Source organism: Hyphomonas sp. (assembly GCF_017792385.1).
Lineage (GTDB): Bacteria > Pseudomonadota > Alphaproteobacteria > Caulobacterales > Hyphomonadaceae > Hyphomonas.
On sequence record NZ_CP051230.1, the window covers coordinates 1,634,954 to 1,657,609 of the forward strand.

The 22,656-nt window shown below is 58.4% G+C and carries 17 protein-coding genes; 15 read left to right on the top strand and 2 right to left on the bottom strand.

Annotated features, from left to right (window positions below; all coding sequences use genetic code 11):
- Positions 1–10 precede the first annotated feature (10 nt).
- Positions 11–1,450, bottom strand: a complete 1,440-nt coding sequence (locus HF955_RS08250; RefSeq protein WP_291079070.1) for a short-chain fatty acyl-CoA regulator family protein — start codon at positions 1,448–1,450, stop codon at positions 11–13.
- A gap of 152 nt (positions 1,451–1,602) precedes the next feature.
- Here HF955_RS08250 and aceB point away from each other — a divergent pair, with 152 nt between their 5' ends.
- The 11 genes from aceB (at position 1,603) to HF955_RS08305 (ending at position 17,025) form a co-directional block, all read left to right on the top strand.
- Positions 1,603–3,240, top strand: coding sequence for a malate synthase A (gene aceB / locus HF955_RS08255; protein ID WP_291079071.1), 1,638 nt, complete (start codon positions 1,603–1,605; stop codon positions 3,238–3,240).
- Positions 3,241–3,279: 39 nt separating this feature from the next.
- Positions 3,280–4,902: an isocitrate lyase gene (locus HF955_RS08260; RefSeq protein WP_291079072.1), complete on the top strand. Its 1,623-nt coding sequence runs from the start codon at positions 3,280–3,282 to the stop codon at positions 4,900–4,902.
- Positions 4,903–5,594: 692 nt separating this feature from the next.
- Positions 5,595–6,332 carry a FadR/GntR family transcriptional regulator gene (locus HF955_RS08265; RefSeq protein ID WP_291079073.1) on the top strand — a complete coding sequence of 246 codons (738 nt, stop codon included), beginning with the start codon at positions 5,595–5,597 and terminating at the stop codon, positions 6,330–6,332.
- Between the two features lie 398 nt (positions 6,333–6,730).
- Positions 6,731–9,649 carry a TonB-dependent receptor gene (locus HF955_RS08270; protein WP_291079074.1) on the top strand — a complete coding sequence of 973 codons (2,919 nt, stop codon included), beginning with the start codon at positions 6,731–6,733 and terminating at the stop codon, positions 9,647–9,649.
- Positions 9,650–9,719: 70 nt separating this feature from the next.
- Positions 9,720–10,652 (top strand): alpha/beta hydrolase, encoded by a 933-nt coding sequence (locus HF955_RS08275; RefSeq protein ID WP_291079075.1) that lies wholly within the window; start codon positions 9,720–9,722, stop codon positions 10,650–10,652.
- Positions 10,653–10,788: 136 nt separating this feature from the next.
- On the top strand, positions 10,789–12,858 hold the full coding sequence (locus HF955_RS08280; RefSeq protein WP_291079076.1) for an alginate lyase family protein: 2,070 nt from the start codon (positions 10,789–10,791) through the stop codon (positions 12,856–12,858).
- Between the two features lie 27 nt (positions 12,859–12,885).
- Positions 12,886–13,251: a cupin domain-containing protein gene (locus HF955_RS08285; protein ID WP_291079077.1), complete on the top strand. Its 366-nt coding sequence runs from the start codon at positions 12,886–12,888 to the stop codon at positions 13,249–13,251.
- The gene (locus tag HF955_RS08290; RefSeq protein ID WP_291079078.1) at positions 13,252–14,610 is read left to right on the top strand and encodes an MFS transporter; all 1,359 of its coding nucleotides are present in this window, start codon (positions 13,252–13,254) and stop codon (positions 14,608–14,610) included. It begins immediately after the preceding gene.
- Positions 14,611–14,643: 33 nt separating this feature from the next.
- A complete protein-coding gene (locus tag HF955_RS08295) occupies positions 14,644–15,525 on the top strand; it encodes an NAD(P)-dependent oxidoreductase (RefSeq protein ID WP_291079079.1) in 882 nt (293 codons plus the stop codon).
- Between the two features lie 35 nt (positions 15,526–15,560).
- Entirely contained in the window at positions 15,561–16,580 is a 1,020-nt protein-coding gene (locus HF955_RS08300) for a sugar kinase (protein ID WP_291079080.1), read from the top strand.
- Positions 16,581–16,902: 322 nt separating this feature from the next.
- Positions 16,903–17,025 (top strand): hypothetical protein, encoded by a 123-nt coding sequence (locus HF955_RS08305; RefSeq protein WP_291079081.1) that lies wholly within the window; start codon positions 16,903–16,905, stop codon positions 17,023–17,025.
- 937 nt (positions 17,026–17,962) lie between these two features.
- Here HF955_RS08305 and HF955_RS08310 read toward each other — a convergent pair.
- A complete protein-coding gene (locus tag HF955_RS08310; RefSeq protein ID WP_291079082.1) occupies positions 17,963–18,319 on the bottom strand; it encodes a DUF3147 family protein in 357 nt (118 codons plus the stop codon).
- A gap of 124 nt (positions 18,320–18,443) precedes the next feature.
- Here HF955_RS08310 and HF955_RS08315 point away from each other — a divergent pair, with 124 nt between their 5' ends.
- The 4 genes from HF955_RS08315 to HF955_RS08330 all read left to right on the top strand — a co-directional run bounded on the left by HF955_RS08315 (position 18,444) and on the right by HF955_RS08330 (position 22,651).
- Complete coding sequence (locus tag HF955_RS08315) at positions 18,444–18,839, top strand: BlaI/MecI/CopY family transcriptional regulator (RefSeq protein WP_291079083.1); 396 nt, start codon at positions 18,444–18,446, stop codon at positions 18,837–18,839.
- Positions 18,836–19,813 (top strand): M56 family metallopeptidase, encoded by a 978-nt coding sequence (locus HF955_RS08320; protein WP_291079084.1) that lies wholly within the window; start codon positions 18,836–18,838, stop codon positions 19,811–19,813. Before HF955_RS08315 ends, HF955_RS08320 begins: the two co-directional genes overlap by 4 nt.
- A 181-nt stretch (positions 19,814–19,994) precedes the next feature.
- The gene (locus HF955_RS08325; protein ID WP_291079085.1) at positions 19,995–21,062 is read left to right on the top strand and encodes a TolC family protein; all 1,068 of its coding nucleotides are present in this window, start codon (positions 19,995–19,997) and stop codon (positions 21,060–21,062) included.
- Positions 21,059–22,651, top strand: coding sequence for an efflux RND transporter periplasmic adaptor subunit (locus HF955_RS08330; RefSeq protein WP_291079086.1), 1,593 nt, complete (start codon positions 21,059–21,061; stop codon positions 22,649–22,651). Before HF955_RS08325 ends, HF955_RS08330 begins: the two co-directional genes overlap by 4 nt.
- The last annotated feature ends 5 nt before the right edge of the window (positions 22,652–22,656 follow it).

A 22,656-nucleotide genomic window follows, 5' to 3' on the forward strand; every position in this document is an offset into this window, starting at 1 on the left:
CGATGTCTTTCTAGCCGTCCTGAAACCGGAAGACAGAAACGCCGCGCGACCGGGTGTCGAATACCAAACGCTTGTTCAGGGGCGCGTGCGCCCTTGAGGGGCAATTCTCGCGCTCGCACATATAGCAGTTCACGCCGATCGATGTCACGGGAATGGCCTCCAGATTGAGGGTCTGCGCATAGATCAGGCGTGGCGCATAGGCGATGTCACACCCGAGGCCGATGGCATATTTCGTCGGGGGGCGGTCAAACGCCCCTTCAGACCGGGACATTGTGCGCGCAATGGAGAAATAGGTTGTGCTGTCCGGCATCTGAATGATCTGTGTCCGAACCTGGTCTGGTGTGGCGAAGCAATCATGGATGTTCCAGAGCGGGCAGGCGCCGCCAAACTTGGAGAAGTGAAATCGGCCTGCGCTGAATCGCTTCGACACATTGCCGGCACTGTCCATGCGAACGAAGAAGAACGGGATACCGCGCGCATCCGGCTTTTGCAGCGTGGTCAGCCGATGCGCAACCTGTTCATAACTGGCGCCGAACCGGTGGCTCAACAATTCGATATCATACTTCGTGGTTTCGCACTCCTTCAGGAAACGGGAATAGGGCATCAGAAGGGCGGCGGCAAAATAGTTGGCGAGGCTGACGCTGGCCAGGTTGCGGGCGCTGCGATCGGGCAGTCCGGCCCGGTCAACATGATCGGAAATGAGATCCGAATATTCGAGCAGGGCGATCTGAACGGCCAGCTGAAATCTGCGTCCGGACTGATGCAGAAGCTCTGACAGGTCAATTCTGCGATGGTGGCGGTCGAAATAGCGAAGCTGATCCGGCATCACATGGGCCGGGACAATCCGGACCTGATAATTGTGCCGCGTCTTGAGGCGATCCGTCAGTGTTGTGTGGGGTTCATCCGTGGTCAGAAAAAGCTCGGCAGAGAGCGCTTCGGCTGCCTCGTCGATTTCAGGAAAGAAGTTCCGGTTCTCATGAAAATATTCCCGCACCGAGTCGACGCTGCGGTCAGTCTGTTCAAGGACTTCGACCTTTTCGCGGTCAGCCAGCGGGTTTGCGTCGGAATAAAGCCGAATGCTCATTTCGCGATGGCGGGAATAGAGTCGCAGAAATGCTTTGGCGATGTCCGGGTTGGCGTTGACCACATCCTCCACATCATTCTTTCCGACAGGGCCCGCGTCGAAGACAGGATCCCGCAACGCCTCCATCAATTCGGATGCGAGACGCGCATCAGAGGCGCCGCCAACATCGCTCAGGTCGAAATCATATACTTGGGCGAGTGCAACGAGCAGTTTTGCACTGACCGGTCGCTGATTGCTTTCGATCAGGTTGATATAGCTTGCAGAGACGTCGAGATCGTCAGCCATCTGGGCCTGGGTCAGGCCCAGCGTGCGGCGCAGGCGTCGCAGCTTTGCTCCAATCAGAAGTTTCTCTTTGCGCTGACCCATGAACCGATCCGAAATTTACAAAAGTTACAAGAAGCACGCCCGGCGCGTTACATCGTAAACAAGAAAACCCAATAGAAACAAATACGTACTCGAATTCTCGCGATATTGTAAATAGTGTTGTGTCAATTCAATAGTGATTGACGAGGCACATCATGACATTTGTCGAAGCGTTGGAGCGCGCCCCCCGGGAAGCTGATCATATCGAGATCGGGAAACAGGTAGAGGGCGTTGACCGGGTACTGACCGAGGGGGCGCTCGACTTCCTGGTTCGCCTTGAGCGCCGTTTCGGGACGCGGCGCATGGAGCTTCTGGCCGCGCGCCGCGCGCGTCAGGTACGCTTCGACGCCGGCGAGTTGCCGGACTTCCTGCCGGAGACGAAATCCATCCGTGACGGCGTTTGGGAAGTGGATCCGATTCCCGCTGTGCTTCAGGATCGCCGCGCGGAAATCACGGGCCCGGTGGACCGCAAGATGATGATCAACGCGCTGAATTCCGGTGCCAGGATGTTCATGGCCGATTTCGAGGACGCGTCTTCGCCGACCTTCGCGAACATGATCGACGGTCAGGTCAACATGCAGGATTATGCCCGTGGCAACCTGGACTATACGGACCCCAAGTCCGGCAAATCCTACGCGCTGGGCGAAGAGACCGCCGTCATGATCGTCCGGCCGCGCGGCTGGCACATGCAGGAAGCGCATCTTCTTGTGGATGGCCAGCCCATGTCGGCGAGCCTGTTCGATTTCGGGCTCCACATCTTCCACAATGGGGCAAAACTGCACGCCGCCGGCCTCGGCCCCTTCTACTATCTCCCGAAGATGGAGAGCCACCTTGAAGCCCGCCTGTGGGATGACGTCTTTGAATTCGCGCAGGAAACGCTCGGCATTCCGGTCGGCTCCATCAAGGCGACCGTCCTGATTGAAACGCTTCCGGCTGCGTTCGAAATGGATGAAATCCTGTATGAGCTCCGCCGCCACATTGCCGGCCTGAACTGCGGCCGGTGGGATTACATTTTCTCCTACATCAAGACGCTTCGGAAGAACCCGGCCTATGTGCTGCCGGACCGGGCGCAGGTCGGCATGGACCGGGCCTTCCTGAATGCCTATTCGCTGCTGCTGATCAAGACCTGCCACAATCGCCGGGCCCATGCGATGGGCGGCATGGCCGCGCAGATCCCGGTCAAGAATGACGAGGCCGCAAACGCGGCTGCCTTCGACAAGGTGCGGGCTGACAAGCTGCGCGAAGTAAGGGCTGGCCATGATGGCACCTGGGTGGCGCACCCCGCGCTGGTGCCGGTGGCGATGGACGTCTTCAACGAGCACATGCCCGCCTGCAACCAGGTGCGCAGCCAGCGGACATTCCCGCCAATCCGCCGGGATGACCTTCTGCGTCCGCACACGGGTCAGGTCACCGAAGCGGGGGTCCGGACCAATATCTCCGTCGGGATCGAATATACGGCCGCCTGGCTCAATGGTCGCGGCGCGGTGCCCATCCACAACCTGATGGAAGATGCGGCGACGGCCGAAATTTCCCGTAGCCAGATCTGGCAGTGGCTCCACCACACGGCGCAGGTCGTCGCGCAGAATGGTGAGGCCCGGTCCTTCTCCCGGGAATGGTTCACGGAAATCCTCGGCGAGGAGCTTGCCAAGATCCGCGAAGCCATTGGCGAGGAGGCCTATGAACAAGGCCGCTATGGACTTGCGGCAGATATCTTCACCGAGACGGCGACCGGCGAAGACCTGCCGGACTTCCTGACAACCCCAGCCTATGAGGCGCTGCGCAAGCTCGCCTGATCCCCATACGGATTTACTTGCATTCAAGGAGACAAGATCATGTCCAATCGCCCAACCTATTCTGAACTTCGCGCCGAGGCGCTCAAGCGTTATCCGGATGGCGTGACGCGTGCCGGGATCAGCATAGACGACATCGTCCAGCTGAAAATCCAGAACACTTACTCCACGCATCTCGACATCGCCCGTGAAATGGCCGGTGTGATGCGGGCCGACATGGCGGCCTATGACGCCGACCATTCCAAGTTCACCCAGTCTCTGGGCTGCTGGTCCGGCTTTCACGCGCAACAGATGATCAAGTCAGTCAAGCGCATGCGCGGCACGGCGAAGGGTACCTATGTCTACCTGTCCGGCTGGATGGTGGCCGGCCTGCGCAATACCTGGGGCCATTTGCCGGACCAGTCGATGCACGAGAAAACAGCCGTCGCTGATCTGATCGAGGAAATCTATGTCTCGCTCCGTCAGGCGGATGAAGTGGCGCTGAATGATTTGTTTCGTGAGCTGTCGGCGGCCCGCGAATCCGGCGCGAGCCAGGATGTGCTGGACGAGATCATCTACCGCATCGACACATTCGAGACGCACGTCGTTCCGATCATCGCCGACATTGATGCCGGCTTCGGCAATGAGCACGCGACCTATCTGCTGGCCAAGGAACTGATCAAGGCGGGTGCATGCTGCCTGCAGATTGAGAACCAGGTTTCCGATGCGAAACAGTGTGGACACCAGGACGGCAAGGTGACGGTTCCCCGCGAAGACTTCATCGAGAAGCTGCGCGCCTGCCGTCTGGCCTTTGAAGAACTCGGCGTGGACGATGGCGTCATCGTGGCGCGGACAGACAGCCTCGGCGCCGGCCTGACCCAGAAGGTTCCCGTGTCCCAAGGGGCAGGCGACCTTGCTTCGGAATACATCAAATGGCTGGAAACCGAGGAGATCTCCGACTCCAATCCGCTTCAGGATGGCGAACTGGCCCTGCAGAAGGACGGCAAGCTGGTCAAGCCGGTGCGTCTGCCGAACGGTCTTTATCGTTTCCGCGAAGGGACGGGCACGGAGCGTGTGATCGAGGACTGTATTGCGAACCTCACGCTGGGCGGTGCTGATCTTCTCTGGATCGAAACCGATACGCCGAATGTCGACATCATTGCCGGCATGGTGAACCGTATCAAGGAAGTCGTGCCGAATGCGAAGCTGACCTACAATAACAGCCCGAGCTTCAACTGGACCCTCAATCTGCGCAAGCAGGTGCGGGCCGACTGGATCGCGGCAGGCAAGATTTCTGATGACGAGTACCCGGAAGCCGAACTCATGTCGGCCCGGTTTGATGATACCGACCTCGGCAAGGAAGCTGACGCGCGCCTGCAACGCTTCCAGTATGACATCAGCGAACGCGCCGGCGTGTTCCATAATCTGATCACGCTGCCGACCTTCCACATGACGGCCTTCGCCATGGACGAGTTGTCGAAAGGATATTTCGGCGAGAACAAGATGGCCGCCTATGTGCAGACCATCCAGCGTCGCGAGATCCGCAATGGCGTCTCTGCCGTGAAGCACCAGCACGAAGTGGGCTCGGACCTTGGCGACACGTTCAAGGAAATGGTTGCCGGCGAGCGCGCCCTGAAGGCGGGCGGCGTCCACAATACGATGAACCAGTTCGAAAACGTCGACTGACAGATCATGACATGACCCGAACAGCCCGGCTGCATGGCCGGGCTGTTTCTTTTGGAGGGTATGCCGAGTTCGGGCCGTCATGTCCCGGAGGGTGAATCCGGGTGGGAAACCGCCTATTTGCAGCGAAGAATATGCACAGGCCGGTCGTTTCCGCTAGAAGACCGGCTGACCCCCTGATGCTCGCCGGAACCTTTTTGTCATGCCTTCGCCCCTGAACTACACTTTCTCTGTCGCGCCCATGATGGACCGGGTCGAAAGATAAATTATTACAAAGACTTACGGGCCTTCGTGTGCGCTCCGTGTGCAGCAAGAAATTCAACAGAATCAGAATTACGGGACCCACACTCGAATTTTGGAATCGGCCAGAACTGACACTCAACCGAGAGGTTTACGAAAATTCCCCGGTCGCGGTCTGTTCGTTCAAGCCCTGACACAACGCCAGTTGTGGTTGGCGAGAGGAACGCGTTGTTGCTTCTGGTATTTCGCTCTCTATTGCCGCGAAAGGTCGATCGCGTTGTCAGCCCGGCCTGCAGCGTGGACTAAAAGGACGCGCCAGTTAAGGCCCAGTCGCCCTCGCAACACCCTCTAGCGCAGGTCATCTGATAATCCCTTGCATATATTGAATTGGAAGGGAGATGTGGTATACCAATAAGGCAAAAGCAATTACTGGATCCCCTATGCCAAACCGCCGCATGTACCAGAATATCGCTGACCAGATCAGAGGCATGATCTCGTCAGGAGCATATCCGCCGGGCAACAGGCTGCCGGGGGAGCGTGAACTGGCAGAAAAATTTGGGGTCAGCCGGGTTATCATCAGGGAGGCGGAAATCGCCCTGGAGGCGCTTGGATATATCGAGATCAGGGTAGGGTCAGGTGCCTATGTTCTGAAACCGAAGAACTCCCGTGAAGCAAGCCCGCCGGCCGTCAGCGCATTCGAACTGACCCAGTTTCGCCTTTTGTTTGAGCCTGAATGCGCGGCGCTTGCGGCCACGGCCATTAGTGAGCAGGATCTCAAGCGGCTGGAAGCGACAGTTGAGCGCATGGTCGAGTGCGCAGACGATCAGCAGGCGGCCGAAGAGGCTGATCGTGACTTCCACCTCTCCATCGCCCGCTCTACCGGCAATAGCGCGATCGAATACTTCGTGGAGCAGATGTGGCAGATTCGCAGCCAGGTCGATGAAGTCCGCAAAGTATATTCGGGTGTCTGCGAGAAAGACGCGTCGGCTCGTGTGGATGAGCATTCACTGATACTGGAGGCAATCCGGAACAGGGACCCGGAAGGTGCCCGTGCTGCCATGAGGCAACATTTTACCAGGCTCCTGGAAGCCCTGCTCGAACAGTCCGAACGTCTCGCTATCGAGGAAGCCATGGAGCGCTCCCGCGCCAATCGCGACCGTTTCCTGCGCGGTCTGGAGCAGGTTAACCCCTAGAGCAAGTGTTGCGTCAGCAGCCGGATCACACGGCGCGTCCGGACGTCTTCCCGCCTTTACCAATCCTGACTGTTTTCAGACAAGCCGTAAGGGCGATCTGAGATTATGCGCAGTACGCTCAAACCAATGCTGATCAAAATTGGTTTACCAATATGGTCCTTCGTGTTCACTTCCGACGTCGCGTCTATCGACTAGAGGGGTGGGAAAACACTTAAATTACAGTGAGATAACAGAAAATCGATTTAAAGAGGCATCTCATTTTTGTGTGTAGAACGGCTGGTCCGCATATCCAAAGGAAAACCAAAAATGTAAAATTGGTATGAGATTTTTGTTGACAATTTGGTGCGAGTGGTCAACAGGAGCGGCATATACAAAGACTTCCGGGGAGGAAAACAGCCATGAAGTTCGATAACGCCTGTCTCATGCATGGAAATTCGCCTGGTGCGCGCACTTATCAGCGCCTGCTGCTGACGACGGCCCTCGCAGGCATGTTCACGATTCTGCCAGCCATTGCCCAGGATGCAGCCTCGTCCTCTGCTGAAGAAGAGACGCAACTCGTTCAATCTGGCGCGGATGGCGAGGCGGAGGCCGACGCGGTTCAGGACACGGTCGTCGTTACCGGCATTCGCCGCACCCTGCAGAACTCGATTGAGGACAAACGTGAAGCGACATCAATTACTGACGTCATAACGTCAGATGAGATCGGAAGCCTGCCGGCCCTGTCGATCGGTGAAGTGCTGGAAACGATTCCTGGCGCAGGCGCGAACCGCAGCCGGGTCGGCGCGACCGAGTTTGCGCTTCGTGGACTGGGGCCATTCTTTGGTGCAACGGCTTTCAACGGACGTGAGGCCTCCAATGGCAGCGGCGACCGTTCGGTGAATTTCTCCCAGTTCCCATCCGAACTGATCAACACGGTGAGGGTCTACAAGTCCCAGCAGGCCAACCAGATCGAAGGCGGTGTATCGGGCGTTGTCGAGCTTGAAACCCTGCGTCCGCTGGAGGCTGCAAGACGCGCTGTCCAGGTGGAGCTGAAGGGGAATTACAACTCGATACAGGATGGTATTGAGGGCAGCGATCCCGGCTGGCGCGGTACGGCGAGCTATGTCGATCAGTTCGAAGGCGCTGGTTTTGGCAGGTTGGGTATTTCCCTGGGTGCACAGGTCAACCGGATCAACAATCCGATTGATACTTATGGAACGAATACCACCCAGTTGGCCTGTGACGATACGGTCGATGTAACAGTCTGTGAGCAAGTCTCGCGCACCGACGTCGCCAATGGAACCCCGTTCTATCTCAGCACCACGTCGCGTCTGTTCCGTCAGACCGAAACGGATGATAGCCGCGACGCTGTTTTCGCGGCCGCGCAATGGCAGCCCAATGATCGCCTGGAGTTCAATGTCGACGGGCAATGGTCGCTCGCCAGCTTTGGCGAAATCAGGCATGATTTCGGTATTACCGAAGCGCATGCCTTTGTAACCGACAGGGATGTAACGGATCGTGGAATTCTACGCTCTTATAACGGCATATCCTCCGTTGATTCCTACTCCGCAATGCGGGATCGCGAAGAGACATATTGGGGTGGCGGTCTGAATGTTGCCTGGCAGGCGACAGACAGGCTCGAACTGGCCGCAGACTTTTCCTACTCCGATACGGAACGCGTCGATGAGCAGTTCCAGACCCGTCTGAGAACCGATGCGCTCGACATTTACGGCAATGTGACGCCTGTTGCGAACCAGCGTATTCCATACACCTATGATGCCAGCGGTGGCGAAGTTCCGACTGTGACGTTCGACCCTCGCTTCGACATGAACAATCATGATCTGTTCAGCGATGACCTGATCATTGCCCGCGGCGACCTGATCAACAAGAACACGATCACGGCCACGCGGCTGGATGCCGATTATGATCTGGATATGGGCTGGCTCAGCGGCCTGAAAGCGGGCGTGCGCGTGTCTGAGCTCAGCTACGAGCAGCTGAATGATGATTTCAGGACAACACAGACCGACCGTGCCGTCGATCAGGCGGTCAACCTGGCCTGCCGGATCGAGTTCCCGCAGGATAATTTCCTCGCATCATCCGACACCAATACGATCAAGAGCTGGGCGGCGTTCGACCCGGCATGCCAGATCCGCGAATATCTCGGTGAAAATCCGCTGCGTCTGCGTGACGGCAGTTTCAAGGACACCGGAAACGTCGATGTCACCGAAGACACAATTGCGCTCTATGCGATGGGGGAATTCGAGACATCGCTCGCTGACTTGCCATTTACCGGCAACTTCGGTGTGCGCGTCGTCGACACGGAAGTGACCTCCGTCGGCGTGCGCAGCGCCTTCGCAGTTGTAGACAATGGTGACGGGACAATTCGTCTTGAGGAAACTGGTGGTTTCGAGTCCCAGGCATTCGCGCATGATTACACGTATGTGCTTCCAAGCATAAATACTACGCTGGAGCTCAGCGATGATTTCTTCTTGCGGGCGGCGATTTACAGGGCGATGGTCCGCGCTGACCCAAGTGATCTTGGGGCTGGCCGGGATATTCTCCTGGAGGCCGGTGACTTTACGGATGCTCAGTCTGCCATTTCCGAAGTGACGGCCAATGGCAGCCCGACGCTCGATCCGCTGATGGCGTGGAACTACGATATTTCATTCGAATACTATCCCAACCGGGATTCGCTGTTCGCTCTGGCCTTGTACTACAAGGTGTTTGAAGGAAACACGATTCCCGTCGTTAAGAACGAGACGTTCACCGTGGATGGTGTCTCCTTCACCGTCCCCGTGACAGTTTCGCAAAGCACGGATGAAACGAGCGAGATTTACGGTCTCGAAGCCACGGCTCAGTACCGGTTCACCGCCATACCTGAATCCTTTGGCGGACTCAGCGGCAAGGTCAGCTACAACTACACGACCACTGACTTTGAAACCCAGGACATCCGGCTCGGTGCCGCCCTGAACGCCCAGACCGGCGAGGTCGAGCCGGCAATCGTCGAGCCTGTCAGCCTGAATGGCCAGTCCGACCACGTCCTGTCTGCCTCTCTGCTTTACGAGTTCGGGCCGTTCGAAGTGCAGGGCATCTACAAGTTTCGTTCCGAGTACTTCCAGAAATTTGTCGGGGGCGGTCGGCAAAACCGCCTGATACGGGATGCTGAAGTGGTCGACCTGCGAGCAAGCTACATCCTCACGCCGCGCACCCGTATCTCGTTCGAGGCGCTCAACCTGACCGATGAGCCACGCCTGGCGGACATGCCCATATCCGGCAATATCCAAGCCTATGAAGGATACGGGAAAAGCTATTTCCTAGGTGTGAAGCACAGGTTCTAGCAAGTGATAAGCAGGGCGCCTGGTGTTTCATCCGGTGTCCTGTCACCGAATGATTGAAAGGGGCAGCCCCATGATGAAATGTTTGGCCTTTGCAGGACTTTGCATCTCTATGGCGAGCCTGACGGCGTGCGAGGCCGTACCCCCGCAACAAGCCGCAAGCGAGCCGCAACAACCCCGCTCCGTGTCGCAGTCGGTCGAGCCGTCTGACATTTTCCAGGATGTCGAGTATCTGCGTACGCCGCAGCGTGCCCTGCATCTCGACATCTATCTTCATCCCAAAGCGCATGAAGAGCCCGTCCCCTTACTGGTCTATTTTCACGGGGGAGGCTGGGCACGCGGTGCACCGCCTGAGACCTGGACCGGTTTCAGGCGCTATCTGAATGCAGGCTTCTCGGTTGCGACGGTCGAGTACAGGCTCAGCGGTGAAGCCCGTGCACCTGCGGCAGTGCAGGATGCCCGGTGCGCCCTTCACTGGCTCGGCGGTAACGCGGCAAGGCTTGGCGTAGACCCGTCCCGGATCGTCCTCTATGGAACCTCTGCCGGTGGGCATATCGCGCTTATGGCCGGTCTCCTGGACGATGAGAACGCAATAGATGCACCGGCGTGTGCAAACCCGCCGCGTGCGGCTGCAATTCTTGATTTTTATGGCCCGACGGACCTGACCGTTCTGAAGTCCAGATCAGGTCAGCGCCACCCGACGGTTGTGGCGTTCACGGGCGACGGCGAGGAGGGCGAACAGATCGAGAAGCTGGTGTCTCCCATCTTTCACATTACGGCCGACAGCCCACCGATCTTCATGGTCCACGGAACGTCTGACCCGGTCGTGCCGATCGACCAGTCGCACAGGCTGGCCACTGAGCTGGAGAAGGCGGGAATACGTCACAAGCTGAGTGTGGTGTCGGGCGGCGGACATGGAAAATTTGATGACAGTGAGAAGGCGTCGGTCTTCGACGATGCCCTGCATTTTCTTCGCGACCAGGGCATAGTGGAGCCAGCCCCGTGAGCCGTGAAGACCGCAGATCTGAGAGACGCTCATGATGAAACATCTATCTCTGGGAGCGACTTGCGCGAGCCTCATCCTATGTGCGGCGGTTCCTGCATTATCAGGCTGTACTTCGTCTGCATCACCCGGTGCGCAGGTGCAGACCAGCCTGTCTGATGCCCCCATCTTCGAGCAGTCGGTAAATGACATTGAGCGTCAGTTGCGGGCCCGCATGAAAGCTGGCGTTCCAGTTCCTGCTCCCGTCGATGCAGGCGGCGGGTACACTCATGAACAGCACAAGCAGAACGGCAAGACCATCTACGAAGCCGGTATGCTCTATGAATTGACCGGTGATCCGCAGTATCGGGACTTCGCCGCTTCAATCCTGATGGACTATGCCAGCTTGTATCCCGGGCTCGGGCTTCATCCGCAACAGAAGGAACAGTCGCCAGGACGGCTTTTCTGGCAAAGCCTGAATGAGGCTGTCTGGCTGGTGTATGCCATCCAGGGCTATGACGCGATCAAACCGGATATCGATGCCGCAACGCAGGCTGAAATCGAGATAGGTGTGATCCGCCCGATGGTGCAGTTCCTGTCCGAAGGCCAGCCTGAAACCTTCAACAAGATACATAATCACGGCACATGGGCCACCGCCGCTGTCGGTATGGCGGGCTATGTCCTGAACGAACAAGACTGGGTGGAACAGGCACTTCTGGGGCTCGACCAATCGGGAGAAGCCGGATTCCTGCGCCAGCTGGACGAGTTGTTCTCACCGGACGGTTACTACGCCGAAGGCCCATACTATCAGCGCTATGCCCTGATGCCCTTCGTCCTGTTTGCGCAGGCGATTGAGAAGAATGAGCCCGAACGCGGCATCTTCAAGTATCGCGACGGCGTCTTGCTGAAAGCGGTCTATGCAACGGTCCAGCAGAGCTATGCGGGCCGGTTCTTCCCGATCAATGATGCCATCAGGGAAAAGGGGCTCAACACTGTAGAACTGAAATACGCGCTTGCGATTGCCTACGACCTGACCAGTGACACCTCACTGCTGGATGTCGCGGCGATGCAGGATGGCGTGGTTCCGACCCCGGAAGGCAGGGTGCTCGCACACGATATGGCTGCCGGCATGGCGACGCCGTTCAATTTTAAATCTGTTCTGCTTCGGGATGGCCCGTCAGGAGCCCAGGGGGCTCTGGCTGTCCTGCGCTCAGGAGACGAGCGCGATGCAGCGGCCGTGGTTTTCAAACCAACCTCCCAGGGTTTGGGCCACGGCCATTTCGACCGGCTCGGCCTTATCTATTATGATGACGGGCATGAAGTGGTGGCCGATTATGGTGCCGCGCGCTTCCTGAATGTCGAACCCAAGAATGGAGGTCGCTACCTTCCTGAGAACGAGAGTTGGGCGAAGCAGTCCATCGCGCACAATGTTCTCGTTGTTGATCAGCAGAGCCAGTTTGGCGGCGACTGGAAGGTCGCACAGGACCATGCGCCGCGCATGCTCGCCTTCGAAGCAGGTGGGAACGTTCAGTTCACCGCCGCATGTTTCGATACCGCCTATGATGGCGTGTCGCTTCAGCGGCTTGTGGCGATGGTGCCGCGTCCGAGGGGCGGCCAGTATGTGATCGATGTGATGCGGGCACGCAGCGATGCCCATCGCAGCTATGATCTCCCGGTTCATTTCAAGGGACAGCTGATCGAGACAGGTTTCGACCTGGACCATGCCACGGAAAAGCTGATCCCGATCGGTACAGGGAATGGATACCAGCATTTGTGGCAGCGGGCCGTCTCCCAGCCACTGGACGCAGTTTCCAACATGTCATGGCTGATCGAGGACCAGTTCTATACGCTGACCTTCGCCGCGAACGCACCTGTCACAGCCTATCTCACCCAACTTGGTGCGAACGACCCGAACGACAATCTCCGGCGTGAGCAGGCCCTCATCCTGCGCGCCAATGCCGCCGATGCCGACTTTGTGTCGGTTTATGAGCGGCATGGGCGCTATGACAATGACGAGGAGATCACGGTCTTCTCCGGAGGCTCGATCACCGACATCACGCAGCGTGTTGAGGGTGGGACGACCGTTTACACGATTAACGACATGTCCGGCGGCCAGACATTCATCATCTGGGCCGACGACCCGGCCCCGCAAGCCAATCACTCAATCATGCTCGATGGCGAGACTGTCGGTTGGACCGGACCTGTCCTGGTCTGGCGTCCGGAAAACTGAGCCGGAAGGGTCAAGAGGAGAAACGAGATGTCGAACACGCTGGTCCGCTCGGATCTGTTCATGCACAGCCCTCGCCAGGATGCTGAGAAAGTCGCACCGGGCATTCACCGCAAGCTTCTTGGCTATGACAGTGATCTCATGCTGGTGAAAGTCTGGTTCGACAAGGGCGCTGTCGGCGAAGTTCACGCCCATCCGCACACACAGACCGCCTATGTCGTCGAAGGCAAGTTCGAAGTCTATGTCGATGGCAGGACAGAGGTGCTGGAAGCCGGTGGCTGCTTCTTCGTACCGTCCGGTGCCGAGCATGGAGCTGTTTGTCTGGAAGAGGGCATCCTGCTCGACATCTTCACCCCCGCCCGGATGGATTTTCTCGGCCAGGATGAGGGCTGGTAGATGCAGATCAAGGGTCTCAGATGGTGGGTCGTCAGCCTCGTCGCGCTTGCAACGGTCATCAATTATATCGACCGACAGACGCTAAGCGTTCTGTGGCCGGACATTTCCGCTGAACTCTACCCGGACAAGTCGGCCGCGCAGGTCGACCAGATCTACGGCTTCATCTCCGTCGTCTTCATCTTCTCCTATGCTTTCGGACAAGCCATCTTCGGCAAGATTTTTGACTGGATCGGCACCCGTATCGGCTTTGCGCTGTCAATTGGCGTCTGGTCCGTCGCCACGATCCTGCATGCCTTTGCACGCGGTGTTGTTTCCTTCAGCCTGTTCCGTTCGATCCTTGGGATCGCCGAAGCCGGTAACTGGCCGGGCGCCGCCAAGGCCAATGCCGAGTGGTTCCCGACCAGGGAGCGTGCCTTCGCGCAGGGTATCTTCAATTCTGGTGCGGCTATCGGCGGACTGGTCTCGATCCCGATTATCGGCTTTCTTTCCATCCACTTCAGCTGGCACATGATCTTCATCCTTGTCGGCCTGCTCGGTTTTCTGTGGCTGGTGCCGTGGTGGGTGCTGGTAAAATCCCCACCAAAAACCCACCAGTGGCTGAGTGAGAGCGAGCGGACCTACATCCTCTCCGGTCAGCTCAACCAGGATATCGACCGCGACGGTGAACCCGATGACGGCTATGCGCCGGGCACGACAGAGATACTGAGCCGTAAGCAGAGCTGGGGCGTCATCATCGCGTCGGCAGCGATCGATCCGATCTGGTGGCTCTTCATTGTCTGGATTCCGCTTTACCTGAACCGTGTCTACGACATGGAGGTCAAGGAGCTCGCTCTCTATGCCTGGGTACCATATTTCGGCGCGATGCTCGGGGCCTGGTTTGGCGGACTTCTGGCGCAGAACCGTATGAAGGCGGGCTGGTCGGTCAATGCCACACGCAAGATGGTGATCTCGCTGGGCTGCCTCATCATGTTGCCCGCCCTGTTATTGCTGGCAGACCCGTCCCTGATCGCAACCGTTCTTGGCATGCCGGACCCGGCAACAACGACGCTGGCCACAATTGCCGTCATTGTCATGGCCATCATCCTGTTCGGCTTTCAGACCGCAATCGGCAATGTGCAGACCCTGCCGAGCGACTTCTATAGCGGGAAGTCCGTTGGAACACTCGCAGGCTTTGCCGGCATGGCGGCCAAACTCGGCGCCGCGGGGCTCACCTTTCTCGTCCCGGTGATCACACAGGGCGACAATTACGCCCCGGTCTTTGTTATCGGCGCCGGTCTCGCCCTGCTTGCGCTCTTTTCGGTCTGGGTCCTTTGCGGACGGATCGAACCGCTCAGCCCCCGCAGCGCCCAAGCCAAGTAACGAACACGGAACTTACGAAACGGAGTCATGCACATGTCAAAACCAGTGATTGGTTTTATCGGTCTCGGACTGATGGGCGGCAATATGGTCGAGAACCTGCAAAAGCGGGGGTTCGAAGTCGTCGTGATGGACATCAACAAGGATGCCGTTCGTACGGTCCTCGCACGGGGAAACGCCACGGAAGCCGCCACACCGAAAGAACTCGCTGCGAAAAGCGATATTGTCGAACTTTGCGTCACCACATCGGACGTTGTTGAAAAGCTTGTCTACGGCGAGAACGGCATTCTCGAAGGCATCAGGGAAGGCTCCGTCCTGATCGATTTCGGAACGTCGATTCCAGCCTCCACCCGCAAGATCGGGGCAGACCTCGCCCGCAAGGGCGTGGGCATGATTGACGCGCCCCTCGGGCGCACCCCGGCGCATGCTAAAGACGGGCTGCTCAACATCATGGCTGGGGGCGACAGGGCCGTTTTTGACAAGTACGAACACGTGCTCAGGGAACAGGGCGAAAACGTCTTCTATCTTGGCCAGCTCGGGGCCGGTCACACAGTCAAGCTGATCAACAATTTCATGGGCATGACCACGGTCTGTACCATGTCACAGGCTTTCGCCGCCGCAGAACTTGCAGGGCTCGATCGCGGCCAGCTCTATGACATCATGTCCGCAGGCCCGTCGAACTCGCCCTTCATGAAATTCTGCAAGAACTACGCAGTTGATGGCGTCAGCGATCTCGGCTTCTCGATCAATAATGCATACAAGGACCTTCGATACTTCAACCAGATGGTCTCTGATCTTGGTTCGCGGTCAGTCATCGCGGAAGGCACCTCGCAGAACCTCCAGGCAGCCGTGGAAGCCGGCATGGGCGAGGGCAACGTCCCTGAAATCTTCGACTATTTCGTCGACCTGAAGAAGTAGGCTGCAATCTTGGCTGTCCCGAAAGGTCGACCCTGATGGCGAGAACAGTCGTCACGCTTGGTGAACTCATGATGCGCCTGAAGCCGCCCGGTAAATTGCGGCTGCGTCAGGCGCAGGGCTTCGAGATTTGTCATGGCGGCGCGGAAGCAAATGTTGCGGTCTCGCTGGCGCACTTGGGGGTGCATTCGCGCTTCGTTACGACGCTGCCCGAAGGTGAGCTGGGCACCCAGGCCTTGCGGTTCCTGAGAACTCACGGGGTCGATACTGCCAGCATACAGCGGCGGCCGGGCCGGCTCGGGCTGTACTTCATGGAGGAAGGGGCGGACTACCGGTCCGGCTGTGTCATCTATGATCGCGCCGGTAGCGTGTTTGCAGGCATGGCCGCGGAGGACATCGACTGGGATGAAGCCTTCGAGAATGCCGACTGGTTTCACATGAGCGGCATCACGCCCGCCCTCTGTAATGGCACCAGGATACTGGCTGAAACAGCCATCAATGAGGCGCGCAGGCGCGGCATCCGCATCTCCATCGACCTTAACCACCGCGAACGCCTCTGGTCTTACGGAATCGGGGCGTGTGATGTCATGCCAGCCATCATTGCCAGGGCCGATACCCTGATCGCGGGCCGGGGGGACTGCCTTGCCTGTCTTGATATGGACGGGAAGGGCGAGAACGGGTCGCCCGAATGGGCCGCATCGCTCTCGCAGAAGGTGCTCGCCGCCTACCCTAACCTTGAGCGTTTCGCGCTGACGATACGTGCTTCGGCTTCCGCAGACGAACATGACTGGCAAGCCTTTCTGGACACGAGAGAAACACAGGTCTTTTCGAAATTATATACGATGAAGCACGTCGTTGACCGGGTCGGCACGGGTGACGCCTTCTGCGCTGGCCTGATCTATGCCCTGCTGGAGAGACAGCCCCCGCAGGACGCCGTCAATTTCGGCGCGGCTGCCAACTGCCTCAAGCACTCGATTGCTGGCGATGTAAACGAGGTCATGGTTGGCGAAGTTACCCGCCTGGCAGGCACAACAGCGTTTGGACGCTTGCGCCGCTAGGCTCGACATCGGCCAAAGTGGCGCCTTCAGGCCAGTGCAAACTCGTCTCGGCTTTCGCTCAATCGGTTCTTTATGTAACAGCTATTGATAGCCGACATCACAGGCGCTGATGGTGAAATTTGCATAACGCAGAAGTGTCAGCGCAAATGCGAAGCTGCCCGGACTGGCTACAGCTTCATTGCCTCCAGCGTTTGACCCCGGCGCTTGAATATGCGTGTCGGCGATACTTCCGCAGCCGCTTCATATCAGATCTCGCTCGGCGTCCTGCCTGTGGCTCGCTTCACGAACCTTTGAAAGGGGGATGTCGGGGAGGCAACCGACAATGGTCTGGACGCTGGGTTCGTTCCTGTTTTTCACAGTGCTCGTTGCGGTGGTGGTCTACGCCATGGTGCGCAAAGACCCGCAATCCAGTCTGGACGACTACTTTCTGGGGGGGGGGGCCTGACGGCATGGGGTATTGCTGGCTCGCTCATCCTCACAAATCTCTCTACCGAGCATTTGATCGGGCTGAGCGCAGACGCCTTCAGTCACACCGTTGCCGTCATGGGGGTAACTACCACCGCACTGGCCCTGGTACTGACAGCGCTCTCTTCCTGCCACGATATCTTAATCGAGGGCTGACCACGATCATCATGGTTCTGATCAATCTATTTGCGCCTACCAAGCAGATTTACGTGGCCAGGGAAAGCCACAAGGTCCAGATGAAGCCCTGGCGCTGGGGACCCGCTCACGCCATTGCAATAAAGCTGGTGTCGCTCGCGGTTTGCGTTCTTCCTGCGCAGTAAGGGAAGGCTAATCGGCTACCGAATGGCTGTCCACCGCACGGGGAAACTGATATTGGCTCGTAACAAGCGAACACCCGGACCTCAGGCGTCCGGCACGCCAAGACGCGATCCTGTCTGTCAGAAGATCGGTGACCGGAAATATCCGATATCGCTAACGTCGAGCGCAGACTTGCCACAGTTCCGAAAGTGCGCTGACTCATTGTGACCGCGAACAGTCGTTCCAGTCGCGTCGATATTTGACTGGACGCAAACGGCCAATAAAACAAAGGATTACAGCTGCACATGTGCAATTCTGCTCAAGGTCTCTTGAAAAATATGAAGTTAAATCAGTGTGCTAGTAAATTTTCATTTTGCACACGACATCAATGAATCTGAAAAGCCAAAGAAAATAAATTGAATAAAAACAGTGTATTAAATCGCCGATTTTCTACGGCGCCCATGATGGAGCGGTTTGAAACATAATTGAATACAAAGACTTACAGGCCTTCGTGTGCGCTCCGTGTGCAGTGAAAGTTCAATATTCTACGTCGGGAAATTAGGACCGGACGACCGAACTTCGTGTTGGATGTCGTGCTTGTCGCAGGACTGGCGAGTTGTCTAATTGCCGAGATTTACACCAAGCTTCGGCGCGACGAATGCCATCAGGAAGTAGAGTGCGATCGTGAGGCCGGAGCCGAGCGCCAAGGCGCCGTAGAATGGTACGCCTTTTCCGAGCAGCCATGGGATGACGAGGAACATCGGCAGGCTTGGCAAGACGTACCAGAAGGTGGCGGCGGAGTGTTCAGAGAGGCGCGCGGTATCTTTCGTGTCGCGCCAGAGCCAGACCATGCCAAGGACAGAAACGAGCGGCAGAGATGCCACCAGGGCGGCAAAGCCAGGGCTGCGCTTTCCGATCTCGGAGATCGCTACGATGATGGCCGCTGAAATCACGGCCTTGATGAGCAGGTAGAGCATGGCGCGTCCTCATGAATTGAGCAGGGCTGATCGGAGTTTCCAACTGATCGCAAATGAAAGACCGATTGTTAATCGGTTTTTTATCGGCTAGCACTAGGTCTGCAGATGAAACCGGAGAGTTTGCGTGCCGACGCCTTTGAAGCTTGGGGATCTGGAAGTCGCGACGCTTGAGGCCATCTGGTCTCGCGGCGAAACCGATGCGCGTGCGCTTCATCATCAGATTGGCGAGGCGCGCGGTATTTCGCTTTCCACGGTGCAGTCGACACTGGAGCGGCTACATCGCAAGGGGCTTCTTTTGCGCGGCAAGGTTTCCCATGCTTACGTCTATTCGCCTGCGGAGACACGCGAAGCTGTGATGGCGCGGCTGGTCGATGAGGCGCTTGGACGTTTTCGAGCCAAGAGTAATGATGGCCTGCTCGCCGCTTTTGCGGGCATTACGGCAACCGCAAGCGCAGAAACGCTGGAAGCCCTTGAGCAACTTGTCCGCGATGCGCGACAGGCGAAGGACAAGACGGCATGATCGCGCTCGCCGACTTCTGGATCGCCGTCTTGTGCGGGATCATTATCGCACTGGCGGCCAGCCTGCTTCTGGCTTTGGCCGCACCGTTGCTGGTGCGCCTGCTTCGCTGGTTCTCGCCGGGCGTGAGAGCAACAGTCCTTTTAGGCTTGTTGGCAGTGCCGATCTTCTCGGGGATTGTTATTGCTGTGCTGGTCGCTTTCTCGACGCACGCTCTGCCGTTCGATCTGGTCAGTCATCATTGTCATACCGATAGCGCGGCCTGCGTCTCGCATGCACGCGCCGAAGAAACCTTGCTCCTCACAGCCCTTGGCGGGGGCAGTCTTGGCGCGATCCTCGTTTGGCTCGGCCTGTCGCTGTTCGATCTCGTCAGTCGCTCAAGTCAGAGCCAGCGCCTTTTGCGCCTTGCCTCGAAACCGGCCTCCGATGGTACGCGTGTTCTTCAGACTCGTAAGCCGGTCGCCGTTTCGGCAGGCCTGCTGCGATCCGAAACCTATGTCAGCGATGGCCTTGTGAGGGCGTTGGAGGCTGAGCAGATTGCCGTCGTCAAGGCCCACGAAAGTGCTCATGCCGAGCGCCGCGACGGTCTGGTGCGGCTGCTGGCAAACCTTCTTAGCGTCGGCCATCTGCCGTGGCCGCAAAGCCTGTTCCTGCGTGAGCTGGAGCTGGCTCAGGAGCAAGCCTGCGATGCGACTGCAGCAAAGACGCATGGGGCGATCCGCACAGCTGAAACGCTGCTGGCCGTCGAGCGTCTGAAGCAGGTTTTTGGGCGCGAGACTCCGGAGGCGTGCAGGGCGTTCGGCGCTGCAGATATCGAATTGCGGGCGAGGGCCTTGCTCGCACCGCACTTTCTGAAGCCAAGGCTAAGCGCAACCGGCTTCGCACTGACCGTTGTTGTGTCTGCGCTTTCGCTCTTCATCATTTCAGAGCCGATCCATCACGAGCTCGAATCCCTGTTTCTTTCTCACAATCACTGACGGCCCATGACCGAATTCAAATCTCTTCTTGCGACCAAAAAACCGACCCTAAATCGGCTTTTTATATTTCCCTTAGTCTTTCTTCTGGGATTGCCCGCTGCGGCACAGACGCTTTCGGCAGATGAGGCTGCGCGCCTTGCAACAGAGCGGCCCGAGGCGGCACAGTTATTGGAGGCACCAATTGAGCGGGCTGAGGGCAATTTGCAGACGGCTCGCACGCTTCCGAATCCGGTGGCGAGCGCGCGAGGGGGCTGATGGTTTTGGTGGCGACGGCGCCGAGACAATTCTGACGCTTGAGCAAACCTTCGATTTCTCAGGCCGTCGTTCGCTCAACCAGCGCGGTGCTGAAGCCGATATCAGGGCAGCCCGCTTCAATTCGCTGGCAGAAACCGCGATGCTGGGCGTGGAGGCCAGGCGGCGTTATTTCGACTTGCTCGCCGCGCGTGAGCAGCTGGCGGTCGCCCAGCGGTATGGGCAGGAAGTTGATGAGCTTCTGGCCCAGACGACACGCCGCGAGCAGGCTGGCGACGCTGCCCGTTATGACGTGGAGCGTGTCCGCCAGGAAGCGCTGGCTGCCGGTATTGCGCTGACAGAAGCCGAGACTGATACGTACTCGGCAGAGCAATATCTGGCCGCGCTGATCGGAAGCGAACCACTTTCAGGCAGTGTTATCCTCACAGATGACCTTCTGCCGGCAGACCTGCCGCAGGCAAACTTTGACGCGGTCCGTTCGCCAGTGATCGACGCGCTGGAAGCCCAAGCCGAAAGTGCCAGGTGGCGTAGGCAGTCGGCCTCCAAGTACGTCCCGGACGTAACCGTGGGTGCTGGCGTGCGCCAGACTGAAGGGCTTTCGGATTCAACAGGCATATTGTTCAGCTTGAGCGTGCCGCTTCCGCTGTTTGACCGGAACCAGGGCGATTACCGCGCCCGCACCGCTGATGTGAGTGAAGCCGAAGCACGCTTGCGTCTGACAGAGATGCGCCTCGCTTCAGAAGTGGCATCCCTTCGCAACCGGCTGGAAACGCTGACAGAAGCTGCAACGCGCTATGAAGCGGGCGCTCTGTCATCGGCGACGGAGCTGCGCGAGATCGCGCTCGCTTCGTTCAATGGCGGTGAAATAGCCGTTTTCGAAGTCATCGATGCCCTGCAATCAGCTCGAGAGGCCGAACTTCGAACCATCGCCCTGAAACACAATGCCCGCAAGGCCGCTCTCGACCTTGCCGAACTTCTCCCGGAGACTGACCAATGAGCCGTCTGAATATTCTTGCTGCAGCGCTGCTGACTTTCGGCCTCTGCGCCTGTGGTGCGAGCCAGGATCAAGGTCACGACCACGCCGATGGCGGCGATCATGCGCATGATGATCATGGCGGTCATGGCGAAGGTGACGATCATGGCCACGGCCATGGAGGGGGTGTAGTCGTTACGGACTTCACTGACACGGCAGAGCTGTTTGTCGAGTTTCCGCCTTTCGCCGTCGGCCGGGAGTCGCCCTTTGCGGCGCATTTCACCCGTCTCGACTCCTTCGAACCTGTGAGCACAGGTGAGGCCATCGTCAGGCTCACTGGTGGCGGGGCCGCCGAGGAAGTCTTCCGGGCTGAGCCATCCGCTACAGCCGGCATATTCCGCCCCGTCGCAGTGCCGCGCCATGCGACGCTGCGGCGCGTCACGGTCGAGCTGCGGAGCGGTGATCTCGTATCCATTCACGACCTCGGTGAATATCAGGTCTACACAACTGCCAGTGAAGCCGACGCATCTCTTCCAGAAGAGGAGGAGGGCGAGACGCTCGTTCCCTTCTTGAAAGAGCAGCAGTGGAAGGTCGATTTTGCGACCGCGCCTGTACTCGAACGGTCCTTGTCACGTTCCGTGACGGCGCCCGGTAGTCTTACGGTTTCACCCAACGCCGAGGCTCGTGTGGCTGCGCCAGCAGACGGACTGGTGAGCGCGCCGCAGGGCGGCTTTCCAGAACTTGGACAAATCGTGGAAGAGGGCGATGTGCTCGTGCGGATCACGCCGCGCCTCGGCGGCGATCTCGACCGTGCATCGCTTTATGCCGAGCTGGAAAGCGCGGAGGCGGCGCTGGAAGCGGCGCAATCAGAAACCCAGCGCGTCGAAGGTCTGCTTGAAGATGGAGCAGTGCCTCAGCGGCGTGTCGATGAAGCCCGCGCGGCCGAGCGCCAAGCTGAAGCCCGCTTCAATGCAGCTCGTAGCAGGGCAAATGCTGCAGGTGGATCGGGCGGCGTTTCAGTCCGCGCGCCCATCGATGGAGGCGTGGTCGAAGTGAACGTCACGCCAGGTGCCTATGCGACGTCAGGAGAAGCTCTGTTCCATATCGTCAATGACGAGACGCTCCGCCTTGTTGCCCGGGTCGCCGAGGCCGACATGGCGTCCATCGGGACGCCGAAGGGCGCCTGGTTTCGCATCGCCGGATCGGACATGGTCCGTGATCTCGATGAGCTGAATGGGCGTCTGGTCTCAGCCCGTGCCAGCATCGACCCTGTCACTCGCACAGCACCTGTCACCTTCGAATTCGACAATCCAGGCGAAACATTGAGAGCCGGCGCGTCCGTCACTGCAGGTGTGCGAACGGGCGATGTCTTCCTCGGCCCTGTCATCCCAGCGTCGGCCATCGTCGATGATGCGGGTCAGGATGTGGTTTACGTCATGGCGGATGGCGAAAACTGGGAACGCAGGGTTGTTCGCATCGCGCTTCGTGATGGCGATCGGGTTGGGATTTCGTCTGGTCTTGAGGTCGGCGATCGCGTGGTATCGCGCGGCGCGTATCTCGTACATCTCGCCGCTTCGGGGCCTGCCGAAGCCGGTCACGGCCACGCGCACTAGGACGA